Origin of the sequence: Botrimarina sp. (assembly GCF_040219535.1) — a bacterium.
Classification (GTDB): Bacteria; Planctomycetota; Planctomycetia; order Pirellulales; family Lacipirellulaceae; genus Botrimarina.
On sequence record NZ_JAVJSH010000031.1, the window covers coordinates 22,084 to 48,605 of the forward strand.

General features: G+C 70.1%; 20 protein-coding genes. 11 read left to right on the forward strand and 9 right to left on the reverse strand.

Annotation, left to right across the window (positions count from 1 at the left end; all coding sequences use genetic code 11):
- Positions 1-35 precede the first annotated feature (35 nt).
- Positions 36-2,030, forward strand: coding sequence for an esterase/lipase family protein (locus tag RIC11_RS17980; protein WP_350213654.1), 1,995 nt, complete (start codon positions 36-38; stop codon positions 2,028-2,030).
- Positions 2,031-2,068: 38 nt separating this feature from the next.
- Here RIC11_RS17980 and RIC11_RS17985 read toward each other — a convergent pair whose 3' ends face one another.
- Complete coding sequence (locus RIC11_RS17985) at positions 2,069-2,416, reverse strand: carbon storage regulator (RefSeq protein WP_350213655.1); 348 nt, start codon at positions 2,414-2,416, stop codon at positions 2,069-2,071.
- A 266-nt stretch (positions 2,417-2,682) separates the two neighbouring features.
- Positions 2,683-3,045 carry a hypothetical protein gene (locus RIC11_RS17990; protein ID WP_350213656.1) on the reverse strand — a complete coding sequence of 121 codons (363 nt, stop codon included), beginning with the start codon at positions 3,043-3,045 and terminating at the stop codon, positions 2,683-2,685.
- Positions 3,046-3,344: 299 nt separating this feature from the next.
- On the opposite strand from RIC11_RS17990, the gene RIC11_RS17995 reads away from it, so the two are divergent.
- Both RIC11_RS17995 and RIC11_RS18000 read left to right on the forward strand, forming a co-directional pair.
- Positions 3,345-4,226 (forward strand): helix-turn-helix domain-containing protein, encoded by an 882-nt coding sequence (locus RIC11_RS17995; RefSeq protein WP_350213657.1) that lies wholly within the window; start codon positions 3,345-3,347, stop codon positions 4,224-4,226.
- Positions 4,227-4,352: 126 nt separating this feature from the next.
- Positions 4,353-5,279 carry an NAD(P)-dependent oxidoreductase gene (locus tag RIC11_RS18000; RefSeq protein ID WP_350213658.1) on the forward strand — a complete coding sequence of 309 codons (927 nt, stop codon included), beginning with the start codon at positions 4,353-4,355 and terminating at the stop codon, positions 5,277-5,279.
- A gap of 31 nt (positions 5,280-5,310) precedes the next feature.
- Here the strand turns inward: RIC11_RS18000 and RIC11_RS18005 are convergent, their stop codons facing one another.
- Positions 5,311-9,048 carry a carbohydrate-binding domain-containing protein gene (locus tag RIC11_RS18005; RefSeq protein ID WP_350213659.1) on the reverse strand — a complete coding sequence of 1,246 codons (3,738 nt, stop codon included), beginning with the start codon at positions 9,046-9,048 and terminating at the stop codon, positions 5,311-5,313.
- A 275-nt stretch (positions 9,049-9,323) separates the two neighbouring features.
- Between RIC11_RS18005 and RIC11_RS18010 the strand changes: the two genes are divergently transcribed.
- Positions 9,324-10,313: a hypothetical protein gene (locus RIC11_RS18010; RefSeq protein ID WP_350213660.1), complete on the forward strand. Its 990-nt coding sequence runs from the start codon at positions 9,324-9,326 to the stop codon at positions 10,311-10,313.
- 139 nt (positions 10,314-10,452) lie between these two features.
- On the opposite strand, the gene RIC11_RS18015 is transcribed toward RIC11_RS18010, so the two are convergent.
- From RIC11_RS18015 to katG, 3 genes are all read right to left on the reverse strand, one after another.
- Positions 10,453-11,400 (reverse strand): phosphatidate cytidylyltransferase, encoded by a 948-nt coding sequence (locus RIC11_RS18015; protein ID WP_350213661.1) that lies wholly within the window; start codon positions 11,398-11,400, stop codon positions 10,453-10,455.
- A 102-nt stretch (positions 11,401-11,502) separates the two neighbouring features.
- Positions 11,503-12,129, reverse strand: coding sequence for a lysophospholipid acyltransferase family protein (locus tag RIC11_RS18020; RefSeq protein WP_350213662.1), 627 nt, complete (start codon positions 12,127-12,129; stop codon positions 11,503-11,505).
- 189 nt (positions 12,130-12,318) lie between these two features.
- Positions 12,319-14,760 carry a catalase/peroxidase HPI gene (gene katG, locus RIC11_RS18025; RefSeq protein ID WP_502879403.1) on the reverse strand — a complete coding sequence of 814 codons (2,442 nt, stop codon included), beginning with the start codon at positions 14,758-14,760 and terminating at the stop codon, positions 12,319-12,321.
- A gap of 153 nt (positions 14,761-14,913) precedes the next feature.
- Here katG and RIC11_RS18030 point away from each other — a divergent pair, with 153 nt between their 5' ends.
- Entirely contained in the window at positions 14,914-15,801 is an 888-nt protein-coding gene (locus RIC11_RS18030) for a LysR family transcriptional regulator (protein ID WP_350213663.1), read from the forward strand.
- Between the two features lie 50 nt (positions 15,802-15,851).
- On the opposite strand, the gene RIC11_RS18035 is transcribed toward RIC11_RS18030, so the two are convergent.
- Both RIC11_RS18035 and RIC11_RS18040 read right to left on the reverse strand, forming a co-directional pair.
- Complete coding sequence (locus RIC11_RS18035) at positions 15,852-16,595, reverse strand: hypothetical protein (RefSeq protein ID WP_350213664.1); 744 nt, start codon at positions 16,593-16,595, stop codon at positions 15,852-15,854.
- A 163-nt stretch (positions 16,596-16,758) separates the two neighbouring features.
- The gene (locus RIC11_RS18040) at positions 16,759-17,862 is read right to left on the reverse strand and encodes an ATP dependent DNA ligase (RefSeq protein ID WP_350213665.1); all 1,104 of its coding nucleotides are present in this window, start codon (positions 17,860-17,862) and stop codon (positions 16,759-16,761) included.
- Positions 17,863-18,122: 260 nt separating this feature from the next.
- Between RIC11_RS18040 and RIC11_RS18045 the strand changes: the two genes are divergently transcribed.
- From RIC11_RS18045 to greA, 5 genes are all read left to right on the forward strand, one after another.
- Entirely contained in the window at positions 18,123-19,436 is a 1,314-nt protein-coding gene (locus RIC11_RS18045) for a S1C family serine protease (RefSeq protein WP_350213666.1), read from the forward strand.
- 36 nt (positions 19,437-19,472) lie between these two features.
- Positions 19,473-21,350: a DNA primase gene (gene dnaG, locus RIC11_RS18050; protein WP_350213667.1), complete on the forward strand. Its 1,878-nt coding sequence runs from the start codon at positions 19,473-19,475 to the stop codon at positions 21,348-21,350.
- A 319-nt stretch (positions 21,351-21,669) separates the two neighbouring features.
- Positions 21,670-23,397: a sigma-70 family RNA polymerase sigma factor gene (locus RIC11_RS18055; protein ID WP_350213687.1), complete on the forward strand. Its 1,728-nt coding sequence runs from the start codon at positions 21,670-21,672 to the stop codon at positions 23,395-23,397.
- A 154-nt stretch (positions 23,398-23,551) separates the two neighbouring features.
- Positions 23,552-24,256 (forward strand): zinc ribbon domain-containing protein, encoded by a 705-nt coding sequence (locus RIC11_RS18060; RefSeq protein ID WP_350213668.1) that lies wholly within the window; start codon positions 23,552-23,554, stop codon positions 24,254-24,256.
- A 230-nt stretch (positions 24,257-24,486) separates the two neighbouring features.
- On the forward strand, positions 24,487-24,963 hold the full coding sequence (gene greA, locus RIC11_RS18065; protein ID WP_350213669.1) for a transcription elongation factor GreA: 477 nt from the start codon (positions 24,487-24,489) through the stop codon (positions 24,961-24,963).
- A 55-nt stretch (positions 24,964-25,018) separates the two neighbouring features.
- Here greA and RIC11_RS18070 read toward each other — a convergent pair whose 3' ends face one another.
- Positions 25,019-25,627, reverse strand: coding sequence for an HAD family hydrolase (locus tag RIC11_RS18070; protein ID WP_350213670.1), 609 nt, complete (start codon positions 25,625-25,627; stop codon positions 25,019-25,021).
- Between the two features lie 173 nt (positions 25,628-25,800).
- Between RIC11_RS18070 and aat the strand changes: the two genes are divergently transcribed.
- Positions 25,801-26,517, forward strand: a complete 717-nt coding sequence (gene aat / locus RIC11_RS18075; protein ID WP_350213671.1) for a leucyl/phenylalanyl-tRNA--protein transferase — start codon at positions 25,801-25,803, stop codon at positions 26,515-26,517.
- Positions 26,518-26,522 lie beyond the last annotated feature (5 nt).

The following is a 26,522-nucleotide window of genomic DNA, read 5'->3' on the forward strand; positions in this document are numbered from 1 at the left end:
CTCGCCGACCGCCCACGCCCTGCTGGCGACTGCCTGTGCCCAGCCGCTTCAGCCCATTGATCGCCGTCCGGCTCGCGCTGGCGCTCGCGCTGCTGAGCGGCGGGTGCGCGACGACCGACCGCTGGATCGAGCAGCGCCCGCCGGACGTTTCTTGGGCCTCGCGGTGGATCTGGACCGACGACGCGGCGAAGCCGCTCTCCCCGTCGACGCACGCCGCGGCGAAATCCGTCGGCGTCGACGCGACCGACGCGAGCCAGCGGCGACGGCTGCTGGAGTTGCTCGAAGAGCAGGCCCACAGCCGGCTCGCCCCCGAGCTCGAGTTCGCTCTCTGCGAACTCGCCGCGGTCGAAGCGGAGCGGCTTGCCGGCGGCAAGCCGGACGAGGCCCTGGGCTTCTACGCCGAGTCGATCGTGCACGGCTATCGCGCGCTGGCGGCCGACCCGCACACGCGGATCGCCGGGACGACTCAGCGCTACAACGACTCGCTCAAGGCGTTGCTGCGTTTGCTGCGGCGGCAAGACAAGGTCCGGCCCGGCACGATCGTGCCCCTGCCGCTGACGCACTCCGCGTGCTCGATCGCGATCGACCTGAAGAGCAGCCGCTGGACGCAGGCGGACTTCCAGAACTTCGAGTTCGCGTGCGACTACCAGGTCACGGGCCTCAGGAACCACTACCACGCCAGCGGCGTCGGCACGCCGCTCATCGCGGTCCGCTACCACCCGGACCACGACCATCCCGCGGACCGCTACTACCCGACGAAGCTGTGCTACCCGCTCACGGCGGTCGCGCGGGCCGAGTCGTACGAGGCGGCGCCCGCCGGCGGGGTGCGGCTGGTGCTGGAGCTCCACGACACGTTGGAGCACGAGCACTTCCGTCTCGCCGGTCGCGACGTGCAGCTCGAGACCGACCTCACCACTCCGCTCGCGTACTACCTCGACCAGCCGGAGCTCCACGAGCAAGACGTGTCGACCCTCGGCCTGCTCTCACCGGGCCGGGTGAAGCAGCTCCAGGGGCTCTACCTGCTCGAGCCGTACGACGCGCGGCGTATCCCGGTGGTGATGGTGCACGGCCTCTGGTCGAGCCCGGCCACGTGGATGGAGATGTTCAACGACCTGCGTAGCGACCCGCGGTTGCGCGAGCGGTACCAGTTCTGGTTCTACCTGTACCCGACCGGCAACCCGTTCTGGGTCACCGCCGCCCAGATGCGGTCCGACATGGCCGCGCTGCGCCGCGACTTCGACCCGCACCGCGCCGCGCCCGCGCTCGACCAAGCGGTCCTCGTGGGCCACAGCATGGGCGGGCTGGTGTCGCGGCTGCAGACGGTCGACAGCGGCGACACGTTCTGGCAGACGGTGTCCGACCGGCGGTTCGATGAGCTCGACGCCGAGGACGACGTGCGCCAGTACCTGGGCAACCTGTTCTTCTTCCGCCCGAACCCCTCGGTCCAACGCGTCGTGACGATCGGCACGCCGCACCGCGGGAGCCGTTTCGCCAACGGCGTGACCCAATGGCTCGGCGCGAAGCTGATCGAGGTCCCGATGCAGACGCTCGCCGCGCAGCAGGACCTGTTCCGCCGCAACAAGGGCTTCTTCAGGCCCGAGGCGGCCGCCCGCGTCATGACCAGCATCGACTCGCTGTCGCCGGCGTCGCCGATGCTGTCGGCCCTGTTGGCGGCGCGGCCCGGTCCCTGGGTCCGCTACCACAACATCATCGGCGACGTGCCGCGTAGCCAGTTCACGAGCTGGTACCACAACCGGGGCGACGGGGTCGTGTCGGTCGCCAGCGCGCGGCTGGACGACCTGCCGCAGCTGGCCTCGCAGATCAGCGTGCCGGAGGACCACGTCGCGGTGCACCGCCACCCGCAGGCGATCGCCGAGGTCCGGCGGGTGTTGCTGGCGCACCTGACCGCGCTCGAGCCGCCGGGCTACGCCGCGGCGGCGCCCGGCCCGCGGCAGCGGCCGGTCGTCCGCGTGGCCGGCGCAACCGATTCACGCGTTGCCGACGACGTGGTCCACGCCATGGCCAACTGAGCCAAGCCCGCGAAGGAGGCCCCGTCGGCGCGGCGCCCTCAAGCGCTCGCGGCGTGCCGACGGTCGAGCATCTCCCGCAGGGGACCCGCGTCGCCGAGCACCTTCGGCAGCACCGACTGCACGCGCGACTTCTTCACCCGCGTGTATCGGACGACGGCGCCGTCGGCGCCGGCGTGGGCCGCTGGGCGATCGCCGTGCGGGGTTTGGTCGTTCGAATCGGCCGCGAAGGTGTCGCGCGCCGCGGCGAGTTCGCCACGCAAGACCGGCACGTGGGCGGGCGCCTCGATGCCAAGGCGGACCCCTTGGCCCTTGGTCTTGATGACCGTAATCGTGATGTCGTCGCCGATCCGGATCTTCTCTTGCGGCTTGCGAGTTAGAACCAACATTTGAGTCACTCCCTTAGTCGTTGGTGAAAAGCCGAGCGGGCTCCTGCCGCTCGCCGCGACCCCCACCGGGCGCCGGCGTGGCGTCCTCGGGCTGTCGCTGCCGGGAGTGCTACGCACGGGGCGTGCCACGGTTCGCGTTGTTTCGGCCGCGATTGCTTAACCCCTTGGGACGCCGCCACTTGGCAAAACGGCTCAAGTTTGCGTCGCTAGCAACCGGGCTTATGAGTTACAAACCCGGATTGCAGGAACGATCTGGCGCCTACGCCCTATTGGCGCCCCAGCCGCTCGACCACTTCCGGCAGCGGGTACTCCGTGATGGGCCCGCCGCGCTTGGGAAGCTCGCGCAAGCGGCGCCAGCCCCGGGTGACCAATTCCTCCCGGCGGGCGACGTACCCCGCGTCGAGGCGACGCTTGTCGAAGTCTCCCTCGCAGCCGACCGGCTCGAACCGCTCATCGACGATGTACTGCGCAAGCGCCGGGTTGCACCGCAGGTGGCGCTCCGCGGCGGTGTGGAGGACCTCGGGGTCGACCTCGCCGATCACGTACCGCAGGTAGAGGTCCGAATCGGTGATCGCGCCGACGTCGCGGCCGCACACCTGACAGAGATAGCCCTCATCGCACTTGGCCAATCTTCCTTCTCCTTCCCGTTGCTGGTGAGCCTTGTCGGTTCTCCGAACCGCCCGAAGCGCGCCGTCGAGTCTCTAAAGCCGCCGCCCGCATAGAGGGTGTGGCCCTGTCGCGGCACAGGCGTCACAATCGCGACGCCGCCGCCAAAGCCTACGGTCGCGCTCATCGTCGTTTCCCGGACAGCTCGCCGTTTGGCGGGCGGGCGGAAAGTCGGCTCGATGAGCTCACCGATCCTGACGAGAACGGTCGCGGGAGTCGCTCCGAGGGTCTGCGGCTTTTCTCGTGCGAGCGTGTTGATTGTATGCCGACTGACGTCTTCACCCCGAAACAAATCGCCGAGGCGCTCGGCGTCAGCGAGTCGTCCGTCAAGCGGTGGGTCGACAACGGTCGGCTGCCCGGCGCGAGGACCGTCGGCGGGCACCGCAAGGTGCCGATGGCGAGCCTCGCCGACTTCGTTCGTGAGACCGGCCAGGCCGTCGTGCGGCCCGACGTGGTCGGCATGGCGCCCGTGTCGCGGCGGCGTCGGCTCGAATCGTTGCAAGACACCCTGTTCGACGCGCTGATTAGCGGCGACGAAGCGGCCTGCCGCAACCTGGTGCTCGGCGCTTACCAACACGGGGACTCGGTCTCCGATCTGGGGGATCGGCTGATCGGGCCGGTCTTTTCCCAGATCGGCGAGGGCTGGGCGGCCGGCGAGGTCGCTGTGCGGCAAGAGCGCCGCAGCTGCGAGGTCATGATGGCGACCCTCCACGAGCTGCGTCGGTGGCTCGCCCCGGCGACCGACCGGGCGCCACGCGCCGTGGTCGCCACACCGCACTCGGACTTCGCCGAGGTCCCGGCGCGGCTCGTCGAGCTCGTGTTGCTGTCGGCGGGCTGGCGGGTCGAGGTCGCCGGCAGCGGCCTGCCGCTCGAGGAGATCCGCGCAGCGGTACAGTCCGCCGGTCCCCGGCTTTTCTGCTTGAGCGTCACCCACGTGGAAGACCCCGACCGCTTCTTACAAGAGCTGGGGTCGCGACTGATGCGGCCGCTCGGCCAGGCCGCTGCGGCCGACGGGGGTCGGATCCACCGCGCGATCGGCGGCAGCGCGCTGATGCGGCTGGCGTCGGAACCGGTCGAGTGCGAGCTGTTTGCGACGAGTTTGAACCAACTCGCCGCGCGCGAGCGCGACTTCCGCGACGCTTAAGGCGCCCCGGCGGCGCGTCGCGCGCGTCCGCGCCCCGCGGCGCCGCTTCGGCTCCCTTTTCACGGCCGCGCGAACCGGTCAGGTTGGGTGGGCGCGCCCGACCCACCCTCCTCCCCCAGGCAACCGATGTCCGATTTCCCGCCGCTCGCTTACATCGGAACCGGGATCATGGGCGCCGCGATGGCGCGCAACCTGCTGCGCGCCGGCGCGGAGGTGACCGTGTGCAACCGCACGCGCGCCAAGGCCGAGCAACTTGAGCCCGACGGCGCGATGGTCGTCGACACGCCGGCCGAGGCGGTCGACGCCGGCGCGCGGGTGGTGTTCGTCAACGTGCCAGACACGCCCGACGTCGGGGCGGTCCTCTTCGGAGAGGGGGGCGTCGCGACGGCCGCCGCCGACAAGCTCGATGGGCTGATCGTCGTCGACAACTCGACGATCAGCCCGATCGCCACCAAAGAGTTCGCCAGCCGCCTAGAAGAACGCGGCGCCCGGCTGGTCGACGCGCCGGTCTCCGGGGGCGATGTCGGCGCGCAGAAGGGGACCCTCTCGGTCATGTGCGGCGGCCAGCGCGAGGCCTTCGACGCGGTGCGGCCGCTGCTGGAGGTCGTCGGTTCGCGGGTCACCCACCTGGGCCCCCCGGGCAGCGGCCAGGCCTGCAAGGCTTGCAACCAGGTGGCTGGCGCGGCGGCGCTGGCGGGCGTGTGCGAAGCCCTCGCGCTGGCGTGGGCGAGCGGGCTCGACCTCGCGCAGGTGATCGGAGTGGTCTCCGGCGGCGCGTCGGCCAGCTGGCCGCTCGAAAACCTGGGCCCGAAGATCGCCGCGGGCGACTACGCGCCGGGCTTCATGGTCGAGCTGCTGCAGAAAGACCTGCGGCTGGTCGCGGGCGCCGCCGAGGAGCACGGCCTGCCGATGCCGGTCACGCGCCTGGTCGAGGCGTTGCTGCAATCGGCCGCCGCCGCCGGCCACGGGCGCGACGGCACGCAGGCGTTGGCGGACGCGTACCAACGGCTCGGCGCGTTCAGCTACGCGGGCGAGCCGAGCGGCGATCGCTGAGCCTGGCGCCGAGCGTACGCGGCTCAGCCGGTCAAAGCTCCACGGCGAGGGGGCTCTCGCTCTCTTCGCTCGGTGGGATGGCGACGGGATCGGCCGGGTCGCCGCCGTCGGGAGCGTCCGCCGAGGGCGCCGCGAGGTCGGCGTCGGCGAGCAGCAGCAACTCGAGGGCGGCGTCGACGGTCGCGGGCTCTAGCGGCTCCTCCGCTGGCGGGTCGGCCGAGGCCGTTGACTCGGGCGCCGCGGCGAACGCCAAGGGCGAGAGCGGTTCGGTCGTCGCGACGAACCCGACGCCGCTGGCGGACGGGAACATCACGGGCTGCGTAGCCGCGGCGAGCGTCATCAAGGAGTCGATCAGCGGCTCGCTTGGAACGAACGGCTGGACGAAACGGGCGATGGCCGGCTCCTCGGCTGGCGCCGCCAGCGATTCGGACGTGGCGAACGCGGCCGCGGCGGTCGGCTGGTAGTCGATCCGGCCGACCGAGCCGGTGACGTCGACATACCACATCCGCCCGTCGGGACCCATCGACATCTCGATCAGCGAGCCGATCCCGCCGGTGACGACCAGCGACCCGGCGAACGCCCCCTGCGAATCGAGCGTGATCGCCCGGACCGCGGGGTCGCCGAAATCCGTGAAGAACAACGCGTTGCGGAACTGCTCCGGGTAGGCGGCGCCGGTGTAGAAGTCGCCCATGACGATCGCCACCCCGCCCGCCGAGTGCGACCGGCTCCACAGCGGCGGCGTCGCCAGCGAGTCGCCGCCGGCCGCGTAGAACGCCTGGGCCTCGGGCAGGTCGCGGTAGCCTCCGGTGCGGCGGTTGACCGAGTCGCCGCCACTCGAACCGCTCGTGTCGCCCCCTTCGTAGTAGGGCCAGCCAAAGTTCTGGCCGACGCCGCCGTTGATCTCTTCCCAAGAGTTCCAGCCGACATCGCCCACGTACGGCACGCCGGTCGTCGGGTGGACCGCCAAGCGGAACGGGTTGCGGAGGCCGTAGTTGACGACCTTCGAGCGATCGTCGCTCGGGTCGCCCGTGTAGAACGGGTTGTCCGCATAGCCCATGCCGGTGAGCGGGTCGATCCGCAGCACCTTGCCCGAGAGGCTGTCGAGGTCTTGCACGCGGGTCGTGCGGGGATCGACGCGCCCGTAGCTCGTGCCGTCGCCGTTGGTGACATACAGCGACCCGTCTGGGCCGAAGTCGAGCGCGCCGATGGTGTGCGACTGGCTGTCGGTGATGAGCACGTCGGGGACCCACCCCCCGTCCGCGTCGAGTCCCGACGGCGGCAGGCCGATCTCTTGGGTGCTGTCGCGGTCCGGGAAACTGATGTTCTCCCACGTGCTGTTTGTGCCCAGCAGCACCACGCCGCTGCCCGGCGCGGCGGTCCGGAAGCCGCTGGCCGCGTCGGCCGTGAGCCTCGTCAGGCGCGCCACGCGGTTGCCGTAGTTGTCCGGCGCGGCGAGGCCGCTGGCGGACTGGGTTTCGGGAGGGTCGTACGTGTACAGCAGGTACACGTAGGGGTTGTTCTCGAAGTCGGGGTGGACGGCCAGGCCGAGCAGCCCCCGGTCGCGAACGTTGTTGACCGGCGTGCGGTAGTCGACGAACACGTCGGGCTGCAGCACGCCATCGACGGCCAGGCGGACGCGGCCGTCTTTCTGGGCGATGAACACGTAATCGCTGCCGCCGACTCGGGCGAAGTCGATCGCCGTGGGCTGAGTGAGGCCGGAGAAGAGCGTCTGGGCTACGAACTGCCCGTCGTCGGGAACGACCGCTTCGCTGTAGAGCTGCGACCGCGGGACGATCTGCAGCGGCTGGCGGGCGCTCTGCCAGCGGAGCTGTGCGACCGCGCCGCTCTGGTACTCGTTGTATTCCATCCGTAGGTCGTAGCGGCGGCCGGCTTCCAGCGCGATCTGGCCGGACCATTCGGTCGGCGCTTGGCCGGTCCAGCGGTCGACGATCAGCTGCCCGTCGACCCACAGCCGCACGCCGTCGTCGGTCGTGGTGCGGAAGGTGTAGGTCTCGCTGTAGAGCGGTTCGACCAGGCCGGTCCAAACGACCGAGAAGTTGTCGACAGGGACCTCGGCCGCCGGCGAGCCGAGCCCCCAAGTGAAGTCGATCGTGGCGTCTGTGCGTGTGAAGAGCGAGCTCTCGAAGTTCGCCCCCGCGAAGTACTCTCCGCGGAGGCCGCGGCCGTCGCCGGGCGAGGGCGCCTCGTCGTCTTGGATGGTGATGGTCGTCGTGCGGGGAGCGCCGAGGAACGCGCCGCCGGTCACACGGTCGGCCGCCAGGTTGAACGTTTCGGCGCCCTCTGGCGTGCTGTCGTCGAGGATCGCGATCCGCACCGTGCCCGACAGCTGGCCGTCGTCCAGCACGAGCGTCCCGCTGGCCGCCGTGTAGTCAAAGCCGGCGAGCGCTACGCTGTCGACCGTGGTGTAGTCGATCGTGACGGCGCCCCGCGCGGAGGTCCGCACGAACTGCACGTCGACGAAGCCACCCCCCTCGCCGACGGCGTACTGCGTGGCCCCGAGCGAGAGCACGCCGGCCTCGGCGTTGTCCTGGCCGTACCGCATCACACCGTTGGCGTGCAGCAGCTCGCTCTGCACGAAGCCCGGCCGCACGCCCAGCAGCGGCTTCCACGTGCCGGTGCTGAACGTGGTGACGGCCTCCGTCTCGTGCCGCACGCCCGCCAGCTCGATCGCGTCGATCCGCAGGTTGCGGTCGACCGGCGTGAGCGTGTCGTTGACGAACGCGACCTCGATCTGGTCGAGCCGCGTGCCCCCCGGCACGCTCGTGGCGAGCGGCACGAACACGCGGCCGTTGAAGTCGCCGCCCACGCCCGCGAACGTGGCGACCGTCGCGCCGTCGACGCGGACCTCGATCGTCTCCTCGCCGGTCTGCCCGGCCGCGTAGACGACCAGCGGCTCGGTCGCCACCGCCGCCTCGGCGTACCGGAAGTAGCCGTTGCCGTGGAGGTATTCCAGCTCCGGGTAGCCCGGCGTGATGGTGCCGTCTTTCCACGTGCCGGTGCTGAACGTCGAGGGCGCCTCCGACTCGTAGGTCACGCCGTCGACCGTGACGCCGTCCACCCGCAGGTTGCGGTCCGCCCCGGCCGCCGTGCGGCCATCGTTGGTGAACGCCACGCGCAACCGATCGACCGACACCCGCGCGGCGGGAGAATAGGCGAACGTCTGGAAGTTGCGGGCGTTGTAGTCGCCACCGACGTTCTCCCACGCGGCGACCTCGACGCCATCCAGGAGCAACGCCATCCGCTCTTGGCCCGTTGCGCCGGCCGCGCGGATCGCGATCTGGGTGTCCAGCGCCGTCGAGTACCGCAGCTCCCCGAAGTTTGCGTGCAGGTATTCCAGCTCCGCGTACCGCGGCACGATCGCCTGGGCCGCCACGTCCCACGCGCCGGTGTTGAACGTGGCGGGCGACTCCGACTCGTACTTGCGGCCGTCGATGACCACCCCGTCGACACGCAAGTCGCCGCCGCCGGCGGGGCTGTCGAGGAACCGCACGACGACGCTGTCGGCGGTAACCGTTGTCGGGTGGGTGTAGCTGAAGGTCTCGAAGACCCGGCCCGCGTAGTCGCCGCCCACGCCCGGCCACCGCGCGACCTCCACGCCGTCGATCTCTAGTGCGGCGGTCTCGAGGCCGTTGGCGCCCGCGGCCAGCACCTGGATCGGCGTGGCGGCGAGCAGTTGGCGGGGCTCCAGCCGCTCGACCCGGCGCCGCCGAGCGTGCAGGGAAAGCCGATTGCGGCGGCGGCGACCCATAGCGAGACTCCCCCGGATTGCGGCGGAAACTGAGCGAAGCCGCCGATCGACGCGGCCGGCGCGTAGGTGACAGTAGTCACGCGGCGGCGCCAGCACTACCTCCGCGGGACGCGTTTTTCTGTTGCTTCCGCGGCGATCGCTCTGGGTCGATCGAGGGCAGCCGTGGTAGCCTCCCGGCCCCGCTAGGGCAGCCGTCGCCCCCCCGACGCGCGGCGCAGGACGCGATCCGTGCGAGACGGCCCCGCCGATTGGACCCCGCTCCCGAGGACACGAGCATGGACGCTCTGTCGCGCTGCGCCGCCCGTATGCTGGCGGCCGCCGCTGTCGCCCTCCCCGTAACGATCGCCGTAGCGGCGCCGCCCGTTCGCGCGGTGTCGTTCGCGCGTTCGGCCGGCCACCGCACCGAGAACTTCACGGTCCGCGCCCCGACGCCACAGCTGGCGCGCGAGATCGGCGAGGCGGCCGAGCGCTGGCGCGCGCAGCTCGCCGTCGAGTGGCTCGGCGAGCCGATGCCCAATTGGAGCGAGCCCTGCCCGATCACCGCGAAGGTCGCCCCGAACCTGGGCGCCGGCGGCGCGACCTCGTTCATGTTCGACCGCGGCGAGGTCTTCGGATGGGAGATGAACATCCAGGGCAGCCGCGAGCGGGTGCTCGACTCGGTCCTGCCGCACGAGATCACCCACACGATCTTCGCCAGCCACTTCCGCCAGCCGCTGCCGCGCTGGGCCGACGAGGGCGCCTGCACCACGGTCGAGCACCGCAGCGAGATCGCCAAGCAAGAGCGGATGCTGATCGACTTCCTCAAGTCCAACCGGGGCATCGACTTCGTCCACATGTTCCGGATGACCGAGTACCCCAAGGACATCCTGCCGCTGTACGCGCAGGGCCACTCGCTGACGACCTACTTGATCGAGAGCCGCGGCAAGCCGGCCTTCATGGCGTTCCTGGCCGACGGCATGCGGCACAAGAACTGGCGCCGCGCGGTGAGCGACCACTACGGCCACGACAACCTCTACGCGCTGCAAGACACGTGGCTCGACTGGGTCAAGTCGGGCCGCCCCCGCCTGGACCAAGCCGCCACGCCGGCCGACGCGGTCGCCGTCGCGACGCCCGCGCCGCGGCCGGAGCCGACCGAGATCGCCGCGGTGGGCCGGAGCGTGGCGGGCCGCGCGTCGGTCTACGCGGTGCGCGACGAGGCCGGCGACACCCCGGAGCGTTCGAGCGTGTACGACGCGTCGAACCGCGCGCCGACCGTGTACCGGTAGGACTTGCTTACCGCCAAGACGCCAAGAGCGCCAAGGCCGCCAAGATTCCTGCTTGAGCCGTACGCGATATCGTCGGGCGATCGGAGGGTGGCCGCCACGCTTCGTTCGCCCGGGGCTAGCGCCCTCAGCTCGGCTCAGCTCAGCCCTGCAAGAACCACCGCACGGCGTGGTAGAAGACCGGCGCGGCGAAGCAGAGGGCGTCGGCCCGGTCGAGCACGCCGGGCTGGCCCTCGGTGAGCACGCCGTAATCCTGCACGCGGCGGTCGCGCTTGATCGCGCTCATGGTCATCGAGCCGGCGAAGCCCATCACGGCCACCAGCATCGAGGCCGCGGCCGCGTGCCACAGCTTCGTAAACGGCGTCGCGCCGATCTGGTAGAGCGCCGCGCCAACCAGGCCGATCGTCGCGCTGGAGCCGAGGAAGCCCTCCCACGTGCGGCTCTGGTTGATCTGCGGCGCGATCACGTGGCGGCCGTACAGGCGGCTCCACGCGAATTGCACCGCCTCGGAGAGCAGCGACAGCAGCACCAACAAGAAAAGCAGCCGCGCCGCACCGCTGTGGGTCAGGCCGGGCGCTTCGAGGTACAGCACGGCGGGCGCGTAGCTGAGGCAGTACACGCAGATCAGCATGCCGGTCTGGATCTTCGCCACGCGCTCGAGGAACCGCTTCGGGTCGCCGGCGATGGCCACCCGCATCGGCACGAACACGAACGCGAAGACCGGGATCATCACGCTGAACAGCGGGTACGCGTTCCGCCACACGAGCAGGTACTGCAGCGGCAAGAAGAAAAAGAACACCCAGAAGAGCGCGCGGTGGTCCGACAGCCGCGTCGGCGTGAGCGTGATGAACTCCCGCAACGCGGCGAAGCTCACCAGGCCGAAGAGCATCACGGTGAGCCACTTGCTCAGCAGCGCGACCGACAACGCCGCGCAGATGACCCACCACGCCCTCACCCGCCGGTTGAACGCGGCGATCGCGGCCGGGTTGAGCCCGAGCTGCGTCTGCCGCCCGAGCGCGCGGCCGACCAGGGTCGCCATGCCGAGCAAGACGACCACCGTCGCGGCGAAGGCCCAGTTTTCTTGAGACAAGGGAGGGGTGAGGCGTGAGGGGCGAGGGGTGAGGGATTAGGGGGTGAGGGATTGGGGGGCGGCCTTCTGTAGCCTCATCCCTCGTCCCTCAAGCCTCAAGCCTCATTCGTCTTCTCCCGGCGCGAGCCGCAGCACGGCTTGTCGGGCGCGGGCGAGGAAGTCGGCTTTGGTCTCGCCCTGCTCGAGCCAGATCGGCGGGCCGAACGTGACGGTCGCCAGCAGCGGGATCGGCAGGTACTCTTCGCGCGGGAGCACGCGGTGCATGTTGTGCAGGTGAACGGGCACCAGCTCAAGGTCCGGCCGCTTCTTGCCGAGGTAGTACAGCCCGCTCTTGAACTCGCCGACCCGCTCGCCATCGGACCTCCCTCCCTCCGGGAAGATGATCACCGAGTACCGGTCGCCCATCGCCTCGAGCATCAGGTCGATCGGGCTCTGGTGCACCTTGATGCTGCGGCGGTCGATCAGCATCGCGTTGAACGCCTTGGCGACCTGCGGACGCACCCAGCCCTTGCTCCAGTAGTCCTTAGCGGCGACGGGCCGCGTCACCTTCTGGCACTCCCGGGGCAGGGCGGTGCGGACCAGCACCATGTCGATGTGGCTCGTGTGGTTCGCGAAGTACACCCGCTGGCAGGTGTCCGGCTGGCAGTCGATCCAACGCACCTGCGGCCCGCTGAGGATCCGGGCGAGGCCCGTGATGACCCAATCAACGGCGGCCAGAACGGGCGTCATCGGGACCAGCAGCGGTCGGGGAGGGGCGGTCGGGGATCGGGGCAGACCCGCTAGTATGACACCCCGCCGGGTTGCCGGCGAGCCGCATCCGGGGCGCAATAAAAAGAGCCGCCCGGCTTTCCATCGGCGGGCGCCGTGGAGGAAAGCCGGGCGGCGGGTCGTTGCGAGGCGCCCCGGTGGGGCGCGACGTCAGCGGGTTGCGGCGACCACTTGCGGGCCCGTCTTGCGCTGCTGCGGGTCGAGGTCGAACCGGTCGAGGTTCATGACCTTGGTCCACGCGGCCACGAAGTCTTCGACGAACCGTTGCTCGCCGTCGTCGCTCGCGTAGACTTCGGCGATCGACCGCAGCTGCGAGTTCGAACCGAACAACAAGTCGATCCGCGTGCCGGTCCACTTGGGGTCGCCGGTCTTGCGGTCAACGGCCTCGAAAACGCCCTCTTCGCTCGGCGACGGCCGCCACTTCACGCCCATATCGAGCAGGTTGACGAAGAAGTCGTTGCTCAGCGTGCCGGGCTTGTCGGTCAGCACGCCGTGCTCGGCGCCGCCGTGGTTCGCCCCGATCGCGCGCATGCCGCCGACCAGTACGGTCATCTCCGGCGCGGTGAGGGTCATCAGCTCGGCGCGGTCGACGAGCAGCTCTTCGGCCGTGCGCGGCTGGCCCTCCTCGAGGTAATTGCGGAAGCCATCCGCGACCGGCTTGAGGGGCTCTAGGCCCTCGGCGTCGGTCATCTCGGCGGTCGCGTCGGTGCGGCCGGGGGTGAAGGGGACCTCGATGTCGTGGCCGGCGTCCTTGGCCGCCTTCTCGATCGCGGCGCAGCCGCCCAGCACGATCAGGTCGGCCATCGAGACCTTCTTGCCGCCCGCCTGGTTCGCGCCGCCTTGGGACGAGTTGAAGTCCTTCTGCACCTGCTCGAGTTTGCCGAGCACCTTCGCGAGCTGCTGCGGCTCGTGGGCCTCCCAGCTCTTTTGCGGCGCGAGGCGCAGTCGCGCGCCGTTGGCGCCGCCCCGCTTGTCGGAGTCGCGGTAGGTCGCCGCCGACATCCAAGCGGTCGAGACCAGCTCGGTCACCGAGAGCCCCGAATTCAAGATCTTGTCCTTCAGCTCGGCGGCGTCGGCTTCGCTGATCGGCTCGTGGTCCGCCTCGGGGAGCGGGTCCTGCCAGAGGAAGTCCTCTTCGGGGACCTCGGGACCCAAGTAGCGAGACTTCGGCCCCATGTCGCGGTGCGTCAACTTGAACCACGCCTTGGCGAAGGCCCGGGCGTACTCGTCGGGGTTCTCTTGGAATCGCTTGGCGATCTTCGCGAAGCCGGGGTCGACCTTCAGGGCGATGTCGGTCGTGAGCATCATCGGCGCGTTGGACTTCGACGGGTCGTGCGCGTCGGGCACCGTGCCCTGGGCGTCCGCGTCGACCGGCTTCCACTGGTTGGCCCCGCCGGGGCTCTTGGTCAGCTCCCACTCGTAGTTGAACAGGTTGTCCAGGTAGCCCGAGGACCACTCCGTCGGCGTCGACGACCAGGCGCCCTCGAGGCCGCTGGTGATCGTGTCGGCGCCCTTGCCGGACTTGTACGAGCTGGCCCAGCCGAAGCCTTGTTCCTCGATGCCGGCGCTCTCGGGTTCGGGGCCGACGTACTCGCCCGGGTCGGCCGCGCCGTGGCACTTGCCGAACGCGTGGCCGCCGGCGATCAGAGCGACGGTCTCTTCGTCGTTCATCGCCATGTTGCCGAACGTCTGGCGGATGGCGTGGGCAGCGGCGGCCGGGTCGGGGTTGCCCTTCGGGCCCTCCGGGTTCACGTAGATCAAACCCATCGTGGTGGCGCCGACCGGGTTGGGCAGGTCCTCGCCGACCGTGTAGCGGTCGTCGGCCATCCACTCCCTCTCGGGTCCCCAGTAAACGTGCTGCGGCTCCCACACGTCCTCACGCCCGCCCGCGAAGCCGAGCGTCTCGAAGCCCATCGACTCGAGCGCGACGTTGCCGGCGAGCACCATCAGGTCGGCCCACGAGAGCCTCTGGCCGTACTTCTGCTTCACGGGCCAGAGCAGGCGGCGGGCCTTGTCGAGGTTCGCGTTGTCCGGCCAGCTGTTGAGCGGCGCGAAGCGCTGCGTGCCGTCCGACGCTCCGCCCCGGCCGTCGGCCACGCGGTACGTGCCCGCGCTGTGCCACGCCATGCGGATCATGAACGGGCCGTAGTGTCCCCAGTCGGCCGGCCACCAGTCTTGCGAGGTGGTCAAGACCTCCTCGATGTCCTTCTTGACCGTTTCCAAGTCGAGCTTGCTGAACTCTTCGGCGTAGTCGAAGTCTTTGTCGAGCGGGTTGCTCTTCGCCGAGTTCTTGTGCAGCGGCTCGAGCTTCAGGCGCTCGGGCCACCAGTCGTCGATCGTCATCGCGCCGTCGGGATACGCGTTCGGATCGGGCTGCGCCGTGCCCGACGCGCTCTGCGCCGACAGGCTCAGCGCGGCCAGCGCCCGCATCGCACCGGTCACGGGGCACTTGCTGCTAGTCGAGGGCGGGGCGCCCAGCAGGTCTTGAGGGTCGCGCGAGGGCGTGGTGGGATGGTCGACCGGCGGCGCCGCGGACGCGCCGTGGACCGACATTGCCAGGATCAAGAGCAGAGACAAAGGGCGGGCCTTCATCGAGACCTCCTACAGCGAGGGCAGGGAAGAGTGTCGCGCCGGCCTACTTGCCTGGCGTTCACGGCAAAGTATAGGAAACGCCCGCGATGAGGCCAATGCATCGCTAGAATAGCGGCGATGCATATGCCGCATTAATCTCGGGGGCCCCGGGCCGTGGACATCGAGCAACTCCGGCAGTTTATCGCGGTCGCGCGTCTGGGCAACATCACCCGCGCGGCCGGCGACTTGGCAATCTCGCAACCCGCGCTGAGCCGTTCGATCCAGCGGCTCGAAGAGGAGTTCGGCCAGCCGCTGCTCGAGCGGAAGACCCGCGCGCTGGAGCTGACCGAGGCCGGCGCGTTGCTGCGGGCGCGGGCGGAGCAGGTGCTCGGCATCCTCGACGACACCAAAGCCCAAATCGCCGACGACGGCCGCAGCGGCCGCTTGCGGATCGGCGTGATACCGACGGTCGCTCCCTACTTCCTGCCGGGCTTCCTCCGCTCGTTCCGCGACGAGTTCCCCGACGCGGAGCTCATCGTCCAAGAAGACACGACCGAGAACCTCCTCGCGCGGTCGAAGCGGGGAGAGATCGACCTGGCGGTCCTTGCGCTGCCGATCGCGGCGAAGTACCTGGCCACCGAGGCGCTGTTCGAAGAGGAGCTGCTGCTCGTCGCGCCGGTCGGCCATCCCCTGGCCGAGAGGAAGCGTGTCACCCTGGCCGACGTCGAGCCGTACCCTTTCGTGCTGCTCGGCGAGGCCCACTGCTTGACCGGCAGCGTGGTGAGCTTCTGCCGACAGCGGTCGTTCCAGCCCCTCGTCGTGGAGCAAACGAGCCAGCTCATGACCGTGCAAGAGTTGGTGTCGCTCGGGCACGGCGTGTCGATGATCCCGGAGATGGCGCGGCGCTGCGACCCCTCGGTCAGTCGGGTCTACCGATCGCTCAGCGGCGCCAAGCCGCAGCGGACCATCGCGATGGCGTGGAACCCCTACCGCTTCGAGAGCCGCCTGCTGGCGAGCCTCCGCGAGCGGTTGCGGGCTTACGGGGCGAGCGGAGGGGAGTAGCTTTGACCGAAGCTCCGTCAGCGCCTGCCGTCCCACCCGACGGCCGCTCGTCAGTGCATCGAGATCGTCCGCGCCAGCGGCTCGAGGACGGACTCGATCACGTAGTTGTCGAGCACCTCGCCCGCCAGGTCGCTGAGGTCGTCCAGCGCGTCGAGGAAGGTCTGGCCCGGGTCGAGGCTGCCGTACCGCCGGGCGGTCACGTACACGCTGACCTGGTCCTCTTGGTACTCGCCGGTGCGGATGTTGTACGGCGTGGTGCGGGTCTCCACGCCCACCCGGCACTGCATGCGGCACTCCTCGTCGAGCGCGAGGGTGACCGACGGCTCGTGCGTGACGAACGACGCGCCGGGGATCGTCGTCAGCTTCTCCAGCGCGGGGCACACGCCGAGGGCCTCGGCGACCAGCTGGTTGTGGTTGCCGCGGAAGCTGAAATCGAACCCCCACAGGAGGTCGAGCGCCTCGCAATCGAGCGGGCTGACCGAAAGCTCGTACGGCGCCAGCTCCAGCGCGCGGCGGTGCTGCTCCAGCGCGTCGTCGATGCTCTCCGGGTTCACGTGCCCCGAGGAGAGCCGCCGCGGCTCGATCGAGCACCAGCGGTAGGAGCCCTTGTCTTTGTCCTCTTCGAGGATGAAATCGTTCCGGTCGCGGGCGTAGAAGTTCCGCATCTCCGGGTAGCGCTTCTGCATCTGCTCCGCGAAGTGCAGCACCACCTCGCGGCTGCTGGGCAACTCCATCTCTGTGTTGAGATTCACGTTGAGATAGAAGTCGTCCGACAGCGACGCGTAACGGTTCATCCGGGGCGGTCCGTCCGTTCGGGGGATTTTCGACAGGCTCGGCCCCGGGGGGCCTGAGCCTTCCAGTATACGGACGCGGCTCGGCGAGCGTCAAAGCGGCTCAGCAGCGTTCCCGAGCCGCCCCGCATCGAGGCTGGTTGGCGGACCCCGGCGCAAGCGGGGCTCACCACGGCAGCTTCACCTCGTCGAGCAGCGTGTCCCACTCCAGGTCCTGCGGGCGCCGGCCGCGGGGCCACTCGGTGTACGTCACGCGGCACATGAACCGCGGCCGCAGCCAAGTGGCGGACTGCGAGGTCTTGACCAACGGCCGCGGCGCGGTGCTCTCCTGCATTTTCCAGAGCAGCTCGGTCCGCTCGCGGCGCTCCAATTCCGGCCGCACGGCGCCGACGTACGCCAGCTCGCCGTACCGGTCGGCCGCCAGCAGCAGCTCGCTGAGCTGCTCGTCGGAGTCGGTGCGGAAGCCGATCACGACGGTCTCGAGCTTGCGGCGGGGCTTCGCCGCCTGGTCGGCTTTCTTTTCGTCCTCGACGCCGACGCTGCTGCCGAATTCGTTGACCGCGTCCGCGAGCTCGTCGGGGCTGCCGTCGGCGCCCGCCTTCTGCGCGACCAGATTCACGAGGTCCTTCTTTGGCGGCTGGACGAACCCCCAGTCGAGCAGCTTTTCGTACGGCACGCCGCCGACGATCAGCGCGGCCGATGCGGCGGTCGTCAGGGCGGCGTTCGCGCCGTTGACGAGCCACAGCCGCTCGGGCAGCCCGGCCAGGTAGCGTTTCCAGACCTTCAGGGGCTTGATGAGGATGTCAGCGACGCCGAAGTCGGCGCTCTCGCTCGAACCGAGCACGAAGGCCACCACGTGCAGCACCAGCGAGGTGAACAACCCGCCTGCCAGCCCGCTCACGCCGATGGTCGTCTGTGCCGAGGGAGCGGAGAGGGTCGCCACTCGGGCGACGACCGCCGCCGCGACGATGCCCAGCGTTGTGCCGATCATCATCCACGCCCAGCCGGGGATCAGGTCCCTCCAGACTGCCAGGTGCTTCCGCCAGTCGGGCCGGTCGGAAGGATCGTCTCCCTCGGGCGAATCGCTGGCGGCCGGGGCGTTCATGACGGCCTCGAACGCCTCGTCGATGTCGACGTGGATCCCGAGGCTGGGGTACCAGCCGCACTTGGGGCACGCGGCCGCCTTGGTTGCGAAGCCGCACTTCTCGCACGCCGGGCCGGCGGCGCCGGACGGATGGTCGATCTCGGGCAGGGTGGTCGCGTCAGACACGGTGGGCTCGGTGCTGGCGGAGAGGGTTCGACGCCACGCTGCGGCGGCCCCTTCGGGCGCCCGCGAACCGGCGCGTCTTCCGAGCGTAGCTCACGCTAGAGCGGCTGATCGGCCGTCCAAGAGCGACGCCTCGCCGGGTCACGCCGGTCGGGCCGGTCTTTCCGGCCGCGTGCCGCCGAGCGGCCGGGTCGGTATACTGGCGGGGTCGGCTCTCGGCGGCCTCGGGCAAGCTTCGGAACCCCCTCGTCTGGCGATAGGCAATGGAGAACGACCCGTCCTCTCACCACTCGGCCGCGGGCAATCCGGACACGGGCGGACCGATCGACCCCCACGCCCCCACGGCCCCACACTCCGACGCGGCCCAGCGTCCGCTCGACGCGGCCGAGCGGCCGATGTTCGACAAGCCGAACCTGCAGCTGCGCGACCCCGACCCGTACGCTTTCGCCAACCGAATCCGCAAGCTGCTGGTGATCGGTTGCGTGCTCGCGTGCCTGGCCGCCGCGCCGTTCGTGGCGCGGGTGGTGGCCTATCAGGTGCGGCGCGGGCAGGAGGTCGCCTCGTACGAGGTGGCCAAGGTCGCGCTGCGGGAGTACGCGCCGCAGCTCCGCGCGTTCGAAGAGACCTCGCGGATGGTCGCCAAGGCCACCTCGCCCGCGGTGGTGCGGATCCTGCGGCCGAGCTTCACGCCGGACGGCGTGTCGGGCATGCCGCCGGGCATGATGCTCGAGGGCCAAGGGTCCGGATTCGTTGTCGACAAAGAGGGGTACGTCATCACGAACAACCACGTGGTCGAGGGCGCGCAGCGGCTGCTCGTGGAGTTCACCAACGGCGAGCAATCCGACGCGTCGATCGTGGGCCGCGACCCACCGACCGACCTGGCCGTGCTGAAGATCGACGGCGGCGACCTCCCGACGCTCGAATGGGCCGATTCGGACGACTTGCAGATGGGCGACCTCGTGTGGGCGGTGGGCAGCCCGTTCGGCCTGGAGAACACGATCTCGTTCGGCATCGTCAGCAGCACCTCGCGCCGCAGCGGCAGCGGGCTCACTCGCTACCCGTACCAAGAGTTCTTCCAGTCCGACGCGGCGGTGAACCCGGGCAACTCGGGCGGGCCGATGGTCAACATGGAGGGCAAGGTCGTCGGCGTGAACACGATGATCGTCGGCGAGTTCTTCCGCGGCGTGAGCTTCTCGATCCCCAGCAACCTGGCGAAGGAGAAGTACGAGCAGCTCCGCGAGAAGGGCTACATCGAACGGGGCTACCTCGGCATGCTGCCCGCCGAGCCCAGCGCCGCCGAGCGCCGCCGATTGCAGCTAGAGCGCGGCGAGGGCGTGATGGTCACGCGCCGCTCGGCCCGCACGCCCGCCGCGGAGGCCGGCCTCCGCAACGGCGACGTGATCCTCCGCTGGAACGACCACAAAGCCGTCGACCCGACGCTGCTGAGCCGCGAGATCGGCTCGACCGCGGTGGGCTCCGAGGCGCGCGTCGTGGTCCGGCGGCTCGAGAACGGCGAGCCGGTCGACAAGGAACTCACGGTGCGCGTCGGCCGCCACCCCTACGCCCAGTCGCAGTAGCGCGCCCCCCCTTCCGCGAAGGATCGCTCCCGCCCGATGAACGCCCCCTACGACGACGCCAAGGAGCAGGTCCGTCAAGCGACCGACATCGTCGACCTGGTGGGCGGCTACCTCCAGCTCCGCCGGCAAGGCCGCAACTACGTGGGCCTCTGCCCGTGGCACGACGACGCGCGCCCGAGCTTGCAGGTCAACCCCGACCGGCAGTCGTACAAGTGCTGGGTCTGTGACCTGGGCGGCGATGTCTTCTCGTTCTTGATGCAGATCGAGAACCTCGACTTCCGCGAGGCGCTGGAGCAGCTCGCCGAGCGCGCGGGCATCGAGCTGCGGCCCGCGCAAGGCGCCCAGCGGGCGGAGCCCGGCTCGCCCGGCGACAAGCGCACGCTGCTGGCCGCGATGGCCTGGGCCGAGGAGCGCTACCACCAGTGCCTGCTCAACGCCGAAGCGGCCGAGCCGGCGCGCCGGTACCTGCGCGAGCGGGGCGTGTCGGGCGATTCGATCGCGCGGTTCCGCTTGGGCTTCGCCCCGCGCGGCTGGGACTGGTTGCTGAAGCAAGCGCCCCGCGCGGGTTATTCGCCCGCCGTGCTGGAGCGTGTGAACCTGATCGCCGCACGCAACTCCGGCGAGGGGTGGTACGACCAGTTCCGCGGACGCGTGCTCTTCCCGATCCGCGACGTGCGCTCGCGCCCCGTGGCGATCGGCGGACGCGTGCTCCCGGAGATCGCCGAGGCCGAGCGCCGCCCCGACTACACGCCGGCCAAGTACGTCAACTCGGCCGAGACCCCCATCTACTCCAAGAGCCACCAGCTCTACGCGCTCGACCTGGCGCGCGACGAGGTCGCCCAGCGCGGCGAGGTGATCGTCGTCGAGGGCTACACCGACGTGATCGCCTGCCACCAGGCGGGCGTGCGGAACGTTGTCGCCGCGTGCGGCACCGCGATGGGCGAGGGCCACCTGAGGCTCATCCGCCGTTTCACCGACCGCGTGGTGCTGGTCCTCGACGGCGACGAGGCCGGCCGCCGGCGTGCTAGCGAGCTGCTCGAATTATTTATCGCCAGCCCCATCGATCTTCGGATTCTGACCTTGCCCGGCGGGCTCGATCCGTGTGATTTTGTAGCGTCGCATGGAGGCGACAAATTCCGGGCGCTCGTCGTTGCGGCGCCCGACGCACTCGAACACAAGCTGCAGAGCGTGACCAACGGAATGGTCCTCTCGGCCGACAACACGCACGCCGCCACACGCGCCGTCGAGCAGGTGCTCGCCACGCTCGCGCGGACCCGCCCGGTGCTGGGCGAGTCGGAGTCTGCGTTGTTCCTCCGCGAGCAAGGCGTGCTGGGGCGGCTGGCCCGCCACTTCCACCTGCCCGAGGAAGGGCTCCGCGGCCGGCTCGGGGACCTCCGCCGGGCCGCTTCCAACAAGCCCGTGGCCCCCGCCCCCGAGGACGCCCCGCCCAAGCCCCGCCGCGTGCGGGCCGCCGACCTGCCGGTGTGGGACCGCGAGGCGCTGGAGCTGATGCTCAGCGGCGACTCGGCCGCCCAGCAGTTGGCGTCGCACCTGGACGAGATCGACTTCGCCGCCGAGGCGGCCCGCGACTTGTTTGCCTCGCTACGCGAGCTGGCCGAGTCCGGCGAGGCGACCTTCCAGCGGCTGATGCTCTCGACCGACGACCAGGCCCGCAAAACACTCCTGGTGGAGCTTGACGAGCGGGCCGCCGCCCACGCCCAGAGCGACCCCAACCAACGGATCGCCGACTTGCTGAGGGCCCGCGTCCGCCGCCAAGAGGGCGCGGACCGCGGGCGACAGATATCCGCGCTCCGCCAAGGAGCGCTCCCCGATCACGACGCGGACGCGGCGGTCGCCGCCCTGTTCGAGTCGCGAAGACGCCGCGAGACCGGGTCCCCGTCCACGGATGGATAGGGGGTTTCGCCGGCGAGGCCATACGCACCTTCGTCCCGCACGCTCCCCGCAAAGCGTGCAGCGACCCGGGGGCGTCTGGCCACCCACGTCACCTCGCCCGCCGCGCAGGAAGCGCGCAAGGAGTTGACCCATGCCCTCCGCTTTCACGCCCGCCCAAGCCGACCCGACCCCCTCGCTGGACCCCGGAGCCGCCGCCGCGCCGGCGCTCACGCTGTTCGATCCCGACGCGCTCGAGCCGATCGAGCTCGGCGAAGTCGAACCGGCCCGCCCCGAGTCGCCTGCCTACGGCGAGGCGCCCTGCGACGGCCGCCCCTCGCGGATGGAGGTCCCCGCCGGCCCCCCGGCCGGCATCCCCGGCGGCGTCGACGACGAGCTGCGGCGGATCGTCGCCCTCGCGCGTCAGAAGCGGGCGCTCACCTACGACGACGTCTACCACTACCTGCCCGACGAGACCTACGGCACCGACCGCATCAACGCGTTGCTGTCGGCGGTTGAGGGGCTCGGCGTCGAGCTCGCCGAAGCGCCCGGCAAGAAGCCGCGGTTCATCGAGCCGCAGGCGGCCGACATGGACCGCTCGCTGCTGATGCGCGACGGACTGCCGACCCCGTCGAGCGACCCGATCCGCATGTACCTTTCGCAGATGGCCGAGATCCCGCTGCTCACGCGGGAGGAAGAGATCAACCTCGCGAAGAAGATCGAGCTGACCCGCAAGCGTTTCCGCCGCAACCTGCTCCGTTCGTTCTACGCGCTCGAGGCCACGGTCAAGACCCTCGAGCGGGTCCAAGCGGGCGAGCTGCCGTTCGACCGCACCATCAAGGTCTCGCTCACCGAGCGGCTCACCAAGGAGCAGGTCTCCGCGCGGATGCCGCACAACCTGCGCACGCTGCGTGGGCTGATGGAGCAGCAGCGGGCCGACTACGCGCTGCTGGTCGACCGCCGTGTGACCGACGCGGCCGCCAAGCGCGAAGCCCGCACGCGCTACCTGCGGCGCCGTGAGAAGATGCTCACGCTGGTCGAGGAGCTGAGCCTCCGCACGAAGCGGGTCAGCCCGCTGATCAAGGAGCTACGCGACTACGCCGACCGCATCGACGAGGTCCGCGGGCAGCTGGCCGAGTTGAAGGCCGCCGGCGCGCCGGAGGACAAGCTGCACTCGGTCCGCGCCGAGCTGTTGCAGCTCACCAAGCGGGTGGTCGAGAGCCCCTCGAGCCTCCGCCGGCGGGCCGACATGGTCGCGCGGCAGTACCGCGAGTTCGAGAACGCGAAGCGCGAGCTCTCCAGCGGCAACCTGCGGCTCGTGGTGTCGATCGCCAAGAAGTACCGCAACCGCGGCCTGTCGTTCCTCGACCTGATCCAGGAAGGCAACACGGGCCTGATGCGCGCGGTGGACAAGTACGAGTACCGCCGCGGCTTCAAGTTCAGCACCTACGCCACGTGGTGGATCCGCCAAGCGATCACCCGGGCGATCGCCGATCAGGCGCGGACGATCCGGATCCCGGTCCACATGATCGACGTGCTCACCAAGCTGCGCAACACGGCCAAGCGGCTGCAGCAGGACTTCGGCCGCGAGCCGACTTACGAAGAGATCTCGCTGGCGGCCGACGTGCCGCTGGAGGAGACCGAGCGGGTGCTCGAGATCGGCCGCCACCCGGTCAGCCTGGACCGCCCGGTCGGCGACGGCGACGATTGCTCTTTCGGCGACTTCGTCGAGGACCACGGCACCGACAACCCGTCGAAGCTCGCCAACAACGGCCTGCTCCGCGAGCGGATCGAGGAGTTGCTCAAGACCCTCACGTTCCGCGAGCGCGAGATCATCCGCCTGCGTTACGGCCTGGCGGACGGGTACAGCTACACGCTGGAAGAGGTCGGCCGGATCTTCAAGGTCACGCGCGAGCGGGTCCGCCAGATCGAGGCCAAGGCCGTGGCCAAGCTGCAGAACCCGGTCCGCAGCGGCATGCTCTCGCCGTTCGTGCCCGAGGCCGACGAGGCGGCCGACGCCGACGCCGAGCTGATGAGCGACGAGCCCCTCGCGCTGCGACACGCCGCTTGAGGCCGTCGGCTGTGTGATCCCCCAACGGCCGGCGACGCGCGACGCGTCGCCGGCCGTTTCGTTTTCCGACATCGACGGCGGGGCGGGGCTTGTCCTCGGCGGGCCATGGCCACATAACGCAGGGGAGCCCGCCCCCGCACCGCCCGCCGCAAGAATGTCGACCGTCTCCGCCGAAGCCCTCCGCGAACTGCACCGGCTGCACAGCCAGCTGGCGGAGCTACGCGGGCGGCTGGACCGCGGGCCGAAGCAGGTCGCGGCCCACAAGGCGAACGTGGCGCAGCTAGAGGCCGACCTCGCCGCCGCGCGCCACCTGGTGCAGCAGACCCGCAAGGCGGCCGACGCCAAGCAGCTCGACGTCAAAGCCCAGGAAGACCGCATCAGCGGCTGGGAGGCCCAACTCAACGCGGCCGCCAGCAACAAGGAGTACCAGACCCTCCAGGAGCAGATCGCCGCGGGCAAGATGGCCGCTAGCGTCTTGGAGGACGAGACCCTCGACCTGCTCGGCCGGATCGACGAGCACTCCGCCGAGGCGGGCCGCGCCGAGCAGCGGCTCGCCGGCGGCCGAGCCGAACTCAAGAAGGTATCGGACCACGTCGCCGCGACGGGCGAGACCCTCCGCGCCGAGGTCGCGCGGCTCGAGGCGGACCTCGCCCAGGCGGAGAAGAAGCTGCCCACCGACTTCAAGGCCGACTACCAACGCGTCGTGTCGGCCAAAGGCCCCGACGGGCTGGCCCCGTACGAGGACGGCGTCTGCCAGGGCTGCGGCCAATCGGTCACGCTGCAGATGCAGAGCGACCTCCGCGCCAACAAACCGATCTTCTGCAGGTCCTGCGGCGTGCTGCTGTACCTGCCGGAATAGGGCGTGAGGCTCGAGGGGTGGGGCCTGAGCCTTGGACGGGGGCCAGCCAGCCCGGTGGTCGGCGGCCTTTACACGGTGCGGGCTCAGTGACAAACTGAGGCAGAAGAGCAGGGCCCCGCAGGCCCTGCTCGTTTTCGTTTATCCCCACGCAGCGGACCGTCCCGGCAATCCGACCGGACGCCAACCCCTCGGGGCGTCAAGCCGCACGTCTCAAGCCTCCCCGCCTTCCCATGTCCGACATCCTCCCGATGACCCGCGTCGGTTACGACAAGCTGCGGGCAGAGCTCGACGAGCTCGAGAACGAAAAGATGCCGGAAATCACCAAGCGGCTCGCCGAGGCGCGCGCCGAGGGCGACCTCAAGGAGAACGCCGAGTACCACGGCGCACGCGAGTCGCAGGGCATGCTGCAGGCCAAGATCAACTTGCTCAAAGACAAGCTCAGCCGCGCCGAGATCATCGACACGTCGAAGCTCCCCAAGGACGAGGTCGTCTTCGGCTGCACGGTGACCGTCAAAGACCTCGACTTCGGCGACACCGAAGAGTTCACCCTCGTCGGCGCGGGCGAAGAGGACTTCGACAACGGCAAGATCAACATCACCAGCCCGCTGGCGCAGGGCCTGGTCGGCAAGAAGGTCGGCCAGACCGCCGAGGTCGAGGTCCCCGCCGGCACGAACCGCTTCGAGATCGTGTCGATCGAATTCGAGTGATAGGCCGCTGGCGCAAGCCGCTGGCACACGGCGGAGACCCAGCGACTCACCGGACTCACCGCGCGACGAGCAGGTCGCGCACGTCGGTCACGGTCATGCCCGCCGCCCGAGCCGCTTCCAAGCCCGCGTCGGCGTCTTCGAACACGTGGCAGTTTTCAGGCGGCACGCCGAGCCGCTCCGCCGCGGTCAGGAACAGGTCGGGCGCCGGCTTGGGCGGGATTGGATCGTCGGCGGTCAGGATGGTCTGAAACCAGTCAATCGCGTCGATCGACCGGAGCGACGCCTCGACGTTGGCTCGCACCCCGCCGGAGACCACCGCCATCGGGAAGTGCCAGCGGAAGTGGTCGGCCGCGGCGACCACCGGCTCGATCGGCCCGACCTCGTGGATCAGCTCGCGGTAGCGCGACTCCTTCTCCCGCTCGAAAGCGATCGGATCGATCTCCAGCCCCCGCTGCGCGTTGATGATCTGCACGATCACGTCGGTCGGCTTGCCGGCGTGGGTGTTGATGAAATCCTCGGACAGCTCCACGCAGTACTCCGCCAGGCACTCGTTCCACAGCCGCACGTGCAGCGGCATCGAGTCGACCAGCGTGCCGTCGCAGTCGAAAATCAGGCCGCGGCGATCGTGTGGGAGCTCGAGCATCGAATGGGTCGCGTCGTACATCGGCGTCGGTTTCACAAGAGTATACCCGGTCCGGGACCCAAGCCCCAAACGCCAGCGGCCGAAGCTTGTCCGGCGGGGCCCGCTAGGGGGTGGCGGGTTTCCGCTGGCGGGGAGCGTAGCAACCGCGGCGCCACGGGCGTACCCAAGCAGCCGGATCGCGATATGCTCAAGGCATGAGCCGCTCTCGCCAGAGTGTCCGACCGGAGTCTCGGTTCCCGGAACCCCGCAACGCCGACCGCGAGGGCCTGGTCGCCGTCGGGGGCAGGCTGGACACCGACTGGCTGATCGACGCCTACCGCCACGGGATCTTCCCCTGGCCGCTCTCCGACGACGAGCCGCTCTTGTGGTGGTCGCCCGACCCACGCGCCGTGATCCCGCTGGGCGGCCTGCGATTGTCGCGGCGCCTGCGGCGCACCCTCCGCGGCGGGAAGTTCGCCGTGACCGCCAACGAGGACTTCGCCGGCGTGCTGCGGGGCTGCGCAACCGGGCCGGGGCGCGAGGAAGGCACCTGGCTCACGCCGTCGATGCGCGGCGCTTACCAACGCATGCACCGCGCGGGCTACGCACACAGCATCGAGGTCTGGGCCTGCCCGCAAGGGCAGCGCGAGCTGGCCGGTGGGCTCTACGGCGTGGCCGTCGGCGCGCTGTTCGCGGCCGAGTCGATGTTCCGCTACCAACGCGACGCGTCGAAGGTCGCGCTGGCGTGGCTCGTGGCGCACCTCAACCGCCGCGGCTACCGCCTGCTCGACATCCAGCAGCACACGCCCCACACGGGCAGCCTCGGCGCGGTCGAGCTCACCCGCGACGCCTACCTCGACCAGGTCGCCGCGGTGGTCGACGACCCGGTCACCTTCGGCGACCGCCTCGAAGTCGACCCGAGCGACTTCTGAGGACG